The sequence below is a fragment of the Streptomyces sp. NPDC048523 genome (assembly GCF_043199815.1).
In the GTDB taxonomy this organism is placed as follows: Bacteria; Actinomycetota; Actinomycetes; order Streptomycetales; family Streptomycetaceae; genus Streptomyces.
Window position 1 is genome coordinate 1,094,702 of sequence record NZ_JBICWQ010000003.1, and the last position, 6,000, is coordinate 1,100,701.

Sequence of the window (6,000 nt, forward strand, 5' to 3'; positions counted from 1 at the left end):
GCATGCCCGCCGCACCTTCGCCACCGCCCTGCTCGGCCGGCTGCCGTGTGTTTCGCGCTGACGGCGGTGCTGGTCATGACGAAGGGCGCCCGGGGGAGGGGCGCCCTTCGCGGCGGTGCGGATCGGGAGGCCACGCCTCTCGCGTGACGGCGGGGTCAGGCGTCGTCGCCGTCGTCGTCCCGGTCCTGGGTGACCTTGCCGGTGTCGAGGGCGACGTTCCACTCGCCGTGGCTGTTGCCCTTCACGGTCTCCGCCGACCAGGCCACGGCGCTGTTGTCGTCGTCGATGCCGATCTCGGTCACCGTGCCCTTGTGCGCGGCGGCCAGTGCGGCCTCGCGGGCGTCCGTCTTCGCGCCCTTCACCGCGGCGAGCTCGGCGCGGTCGTCGGCGTCCTGGTCGTCGTCGGTGTCGCGCTGGGCGCCGAGCACCTTGCCGGAGTCCGGGGCGATCCGTACGTCGTACTCGGTGCCGTCGCCCTTGACGACGCTCACCTTCCACGCGTCGGCGCCGTCGTCGTCCAGGTCGGCGGAGAGCGCGGTGCCCGGGGTGTGCTTCAGGGCGGCCGCGATCGCCTCGGCGGCGGTGACGTCGGCGCTGCGGACCGCCGTACGGTCCTCGGTGGCGTCGTCGTCCCGGTCGTCCGCGGCGTCGTCGTCGCGGTCCGCAGCCTCGTGGGCGCTCGTGTCCGTCTGGCGCTGCGTCGCCGTCGGCTCGTCGTCGCCCGCCGCGAAGGCCGCGACGGTGCCGCCCGTGGCCAGCGCGGCGGCGGTGAGGGTGGCGATGACGATGTTGCGCTTCATGAGGGTTCCTCCAGAGCCGGTCTGCTTCGTTCGCTTTCGACGACAACCACGCTGCCGGAAGGGAGCTGAAGCGGACCTGAAGCCTGCTGAAGGTGTCTTCAGGTTGGGTTTGCAAAGCTGTACGCATGCGCCTGTTGATCGTCGAGGACGAGAAACGACTCGCCCTGTCCCTGGCCAAGGGCCTCGCCGCCGAGGGCTACGCCGTCGACGTCGTCCACGACGGCCGGGAGGGGCTGCACCGGGCCACCGAGGGGTCGTACGACCTGGTGATCCTCGACATCATGCTGCCCGGCCTCAATGGCTACCGGGTCTGCGCCGCCCTGCGCGCGGCGGGCCACGAGGTGCCGATCCTGATGCTCACCGCGAAGGACGGCGAGTACGACGAGGCCGAGGGCCTGGACACCGGCGCCGACGACTATCTGACCAAGCCGTTCTCCTACGTCGTCCTCGTGGCCCGCATCAAGGCCCTGCTGCGGCGGCGCGGGAACGGGGCCGGGGCCTCGCCGGTGCTCGAGACCGGGCCGTTGAGGATCGACACCGCCGCGCGCCGGGTCTTCCTCGACGACACCGAGGTCACTCTCACCGCCAAGGAGTTCTCGGTCCTGGAGCAGCTCGCGGTGCGGGCCGGCGAGGTGGTCTCCAAGGCGCAGATCCTGGAGCACGTCTGGGACTTCGCGTACGACGGCGACCCGAACATCGTCGAGGTGTACGTCAGCACCCTGCGCCGGAAGCTGGACGCCGGCCTCATCCGCACGGTCCGCGGCGCCGGGTACCGGCTGGAGGCCGGGAGATGAGGCGGCTGTTCGGCTCGGTCCGGGCGCGGGCCACGCTGGCCGCGACCGCGGTGGTGGCCGTGGCCCTGGTGGCCGCGGGCGCCGTCGTCCTGCTGTCGCTGCGCAGCAACCTCGCGGGCCAGGCGGACACGGCCGCCGACAGCGCCGCCCGCAATGTGGCGGCGCAGATCGCGCAGGGCGTGCCGTACCGGGAGCTGGACCTGGACGAGGACCACCCGGTCCAGGTGGTCGACCCGGACGGGCGGGTGCTCGCGGTGAGCGAGGACCTGGAGGCGATCAGCGGCACCGGCGCCCCCGACGTCACTCCCGTCTCGAGCCCGGACGCGACGCCGGACGACGACGAGGACGCCCCCGACTCCGGCGAGGTCGGCGAGGTCAACGAGATCACCTGGCACGGTCAGGGCCGGGCCACCATCGACGGGGAGAGCGTCGCGTACCGCTTCGCCCAGGTCCAGGTCACCGACCGCGGCGACAGGACGGTCCGGGTGTACGCCGGTGCCTCGCTGCAGGCCCAGCAGGACGCCGTGCACACCGCCGCCACGGTCATGCTCGTCGGCCTGCCCGTACTGCTCGCGGTGGTCGCCCGGGTGACCTGGGCGGTCACCCGTCGGGCCCTTCGCCCGGTCGAGGCCATCCGCAAGGAAATGGCCGCGATCACCGCCTCCGAGGACCTCGCCCGCCGCGTCCCGGTCCCGGACACCCACGACGAGGTGGCCCGCCTCGCCCGCACCACCAACGAGACGCTCGCCGCGCTGGAGACCTCGGTGGAGCGCCAGCGCAGGTTCGTCGCCGACGCCTCCCACGAGCTGCGCAGTCCGATCGCCTCGCTGCGCACCCAGCTCGAAGTGGCCGCCGCGCATCCCGAATTGCTGGACCTGGACGGAGCGGTCGAGGACACCGTACGACTGCAACACCTCGCCGCGGACCTGCTGTTGCTGGCCCGCCTGGACGCGGGGGAGCGGGGCACCGGCGCGCCGGTCGAGCTGGCGGCGCTGGTGCGGGAGCGGGCCGCCGGGCGGGCCGGGGTGACGGTGCGGGCGGACGCCGTGGAGGTCATGGGGTCACGGGGGCAGCTGGAGCGCGTGCTCGACAACCTGCTGGACAACGCGCGGCGGCACGCGCGGTCGGCGGTGGTGGTGACCGTACGACGGGACGGTGGCCGGACTGCCGTGGTCGAGGTCGCCGACGACGGCGACGGGGTGCCGGCCGGGGACCGGGAGCGGATCTTCGAGCGGTTCGTACGGCTGGACGAGGCGCGGGCGCGGGACGACGGCGGGGCCGGGCTCGGTCTCGCCATCGCCCGGGATGTCGCCGCCCGACACGGCGGCACGCTGACGGTGCGGGACGCGTCGACAGGCGGAGCCCTGTTCGAACTCCGCCTGCCGATCGCCTGATCGGGCCCCGGTGTCAGGGACGCCCCCGATGCCCCCGCAGATGTTCCGCGATGGGCTTGAGGGCCTTGTCCAGCTCCGTCAGCGACTCGGGCGGTACGAGGTCGATGAAGTGCCTGCGCACCGACGCCACATGATGCGGCGCGACCTTCTGCATCGTCTCCATGCCGTGCTCGGTCAGGACCGCGTACAGGCCGCGGCGGTCGGACTCGCAGTTCTCACGCCGGACCAGGTCGGCGTTCTCCATGCGGGTGATCTGGTGCGAGAGCCGGCTCTTGGACTGGAGGGTGGCGGCCGCGAGGTCGCTCATCCGCATCCGTACGCCCTCCGACTCGGAGAGATTGACCAGGATCTCGTAGTCGTTCATCGTCAGGCCGAACGGCTGAAGGTCCCTTTCGAGCTGATACGTCAACAGCCTGTTGACCTCCAGGTGGGTGCGCCAGGCGCACTGCTCCGCATCGGTCAGCCAGCGCGTGGCCGTCTCGGTCTCCATGAATGAAGTCTACCTAAAAGGTTGAAAGGCGAACTAGTGAGGGTGTCCATGACGGCGGCGCGCACACGTTCGACGTCACACTCCGCAGACTACCGCTCACAGCCCGAAGCGACGCTGGAGGTCCCCCAGCTGTCCGGGAAGGCGCGGTGCCCCCGGTTGCTGCGGCTGGCCTGCGGGTGCCCCGTAACCGCCGGGTACTCCGGGCTCGGACGGAACCACCCCCGTGGCCTGCTCGGCCATCAGGACCTCGGTCGACTGGAGCAGTACGGTGCCGGCCCCCACGAACTCGAACTGGTGCTCCTCCCCGGAGGCCCCGACGAGGCTCGTCATCGCACGTAGACCGCCCATCAGACCCGTCATGTACCCGTGGTCGTAGTGGTGGCACGGCGAGGGGCAGTCCGCCCAGCCCACAAGCGCTTGCGGGTCCACCCGGATGGGGGGCTCCATGAACACCACCGGACCGTTCGAGGCCGCCACGAACTTTCCGGTTCCGATGAGGGTCAGGAAGCCGGGCACGATCGACTGCTTCAGCGCGAGACTTGGCTGAAAAGCGAGCAGGTTGCCCGAGCGAATGGTCAGGTTGCCCTCTTCGAGGTCGTACGAATTCACGTCGAAGGCCCGGTCGGCGAGGAGCATCTTCCCTGAACCCTGCGCCACGACCCAGTCGCTCGCGTGCAGAGGCGAATGGAAGGACGTACGGATGAGACCGTCGAGGCGGCCGTGTCCGATGCCGTTGAAATCCATCTGCCCGTAGTAGGCGATCATCTTCCCCTTCTGCAGGAACCACTGGCTCCCCTTGAGCTCCACGCAGAAGGTGTAGTTGTTGACGTTGTCGTCCGACGGCAGCGTCATCGGGTCGTACACGGTGGGGCCCGTGCCCGGATAGTGGCTCACAGCTTCTCCTCCGAGGCCTGGACGAACACCACGCCGTTCCCGCTGAGCTCCAGCTGGAAGGCCTCGCCGGAGCCGCGGCCGACCATGTCGCGCCAGCCGAGCGCCGTCGACAGCTTGTTGCGCACGTCGCCGTAGTGGGCGACGTAGGCCTGCGGGTCGACGTGGACCGGGCGCTGCGGGCTGATGGGGACCTCGAAGACCCCGCCGTGGGCCATCACGGCCACCGAGCCGTGGCCCTTGAGCGTGGTCGTGAACAGGCCCTGGCCGCTGATCTGGCCGCGCACCATGCCCATGACGCCGCCCTGCGAGCCCATGAACATGGTGCCCTGCTGGAGGGTGCCCTCGAAGGCGAGCAGACGGTCAGCCTCGACGTACAGGGTGTCGCCGGTGAGGTTGATGACCGTGACGTGGTGGCCGCCGTGCCCGAACAGGACGGTGCCGCTGCCCTCGACGGTCATCAGGGGGGTGTCCTCGTTGGCCACGCGGCGGCCGATCATCGACATGACGCCGCCCTGGCCGCCCTGGATGTTCGGGGTGAAGGACACCTCGCCCTTGTACGCCAGCATCGCGCCGCGCTGGCTGAACAGCCGCTGGCCCGGCAGGACGGTCGCCTCGACCATCTTGGAGTTGATCTCACGGAAGGGCATGTCACACATCTCCCGCGATCGTGTTCCGCTCGCTGGGCTGGACGTACACCAGGCCGTCGCCCTCGAAGCGGATCTGGAAGGCCTCGCCGCCGCCCTCGCCCATGAACGTGCGGAACGTCACACCGGACTGGAAGGACTGGTTCAGGTTGCCCTGGTGCGCGATGTACGCGCCGGGGTCGACGGTCAGGGGGTACTGGCGGCTGACCCGCAGCACGACCGCGGGGCCGTCCGACATGATCGCGGCCTGCCCGTGCCCCTCGACGGTCGTCGTGAACAGCCCGTTGCCCTGCGAGGCGCCGCGCATGCCGGTGAAGCTGGTGCCGGTCCTGAGTCCGGCGTCGGTCGCGAGCAGGTTGCTCGACTCCACGTACAGCTTGTCCCCCTGGAGACTGACGAGGTTGATCTCGGAGGCCCGGTCCGCGAACCAGCACGTGCCGTGCCCCGACACCTCCATCACGGTCATCTGCTCGCCGGTGATGCGCCGGGTGACCATGCCCCGGATGCCCTCACCACCGCCGCTCATCTTCTTGAACGCCATCTGCCCGTCGTACGCGACCATGGAGCCGTTCTTCGCCTTCACGGCGTCCCCGGTCATGTCGACGGCGAGCACTTTGCTGCCTTGAAGTCGAAACATCGCCACGGAGTGAAGGTAGCTGGTGGTGAGTCCTTTCGGACAGGTTCTGGGGGGTGTGGGTCGTATGCCTGCGGGTGCGGGTGCGGGTGCGGGTGCGGGTGCGGGTGCGGGTTCGGGTGCGGGCCGGTGGGGGTGGGCGTTGTGCGCAGTTCCCCGCGCCCCTGGATGCCTGCGGCGCAGCTGCGGCCTCGGTGGGGGCGGGTGTAGCGCGTGCGGTTCGGTGGGTGGGTCGGTGCCGGGGTGGGGGGGGGGGGGGCCCGGGGGGGGGGGGGGGGGGCGTGGGGGGGGGGGGGGGGGGGGGCGCCGGCGCCGCGGGGGGGGCCCCCCCCCCCCCCCCCCCCGGCCCC

Annotated in this window: 7 protein-coding genes; 2 read left to right on the forward strand and 5 right to left on the reverse strand. The window is 71.1% G+C overall.

Going from position 1 to position 6,000, the window contains the following annotated elements; translation table 11 throughout:
* Window positions 1-155: 155 nt before the first annotated feature.
* Window positions 156-800: a PepSY domain-containing protein gene (locus tag ACGFWE_RS20895; protein ID WP_393600756.1), complete on the reverse strand. Its 645-nt coding sequence runs from the start codon at window positions 798-800 to the stop codon at window positions 156-158.
* A 125-nt stretch (window positions 801-925) separates the two neighbouring features.
* On the opposite strand from ACGFWE_RS20895, the gene ACGFWE_RS20900 reads away from it, so the two are divergent.
* Together ACGFWE_RS20900 and ACGFWE_RS20905 are read left to right on the forward strand one after the other, a co-directional pair.
* Window positions 926-1,594 (forward strand): response regulator transcription factor, encoded by a 669-nt coding sequence (locus ACGFWE_RS20900; protein ID WP_393600758.1) that lies wholly within the window; start codon window positions 926-928, stop codon window positions 1,592-1,594.
* Window positions 1,591-2,988: an ATP-binding protein gene (locus tag ACGFWE_RS20905; RefSeq protein WP_393600760.1), complete on the forward strand. Its 1,398-nt coding sequence runs from the start codon at window positions 1,591-1,593 to the stop codon at window positions 2,986-2,988. Before ACGFWE_RS20900 ends, ACGFWE_RS20905 begins: the two co-directional genes overlap by 4 nt.
* Window positions 2,989-3,001: 13 nt before the next feature.
* Here the strand turns inward: ACGFWE_RS20905 and ACGFWE_RS20910 are convergent, their stop codons facing one another.
* The 4 genes from ACGFWE_RS20910 to ACGFWE_RS20925 all read right to left on the reverse strand — a co-directional run bounded on the left by ACGFWE_RS20910 (window position 3,002) and on the right by ACGFWE_RS20925 (window position 5,653).
* A complete protein-coding gene (locus ACGFWE_RS20910) occupies window positions 3,002-3,478 on the reverse strand; it encodes a MarR family transcriptional regulator (RefSeq protein WP_352391257.1) in 477 nt (158 codons plus the stop codon).
* Window positions 3,479-3,574: 96 nt separating this feature from the next.
* Window positions 3,575-4,372 (reverse strand): AIM24 family protein, encoded by a 798-nt coding sequence (locus tag ACGFWE_RS20915; protein ID WP_393600762.1) that lies wholly within the window; start codon window positions 4,370-4,372, stop codon window positions 3,575-3,577.
* Entirely contained in the window at window positions 4,369-5,019 is a 651-nt protein-coding gene (locus ACGFWE_RS20920) for an AIM24 family protein (protein ID WP_352391259.1), read from the reverse strand. Before ACGFWE_RS20920 ends, ACGFWE_RS20915 begins: the two co-directional genes overlap by 4 nt.
* A 1-nt stretch (window position 5,020) precedes the next feature.
* Window positions 5,021-5,653 (reverse strand): AIM24 family protein, encoded by a 633-nt coding sequence (locus tag ACGFWE_RS20925; RefSeq protein ID WP_393600764.1) that lies wholly within the window; start codon window positions 5,651-5,653, stop codon window positions 5,021-5,023.
* Window positions 5,654-6,000: the final 347 nt, after the last annotated feature.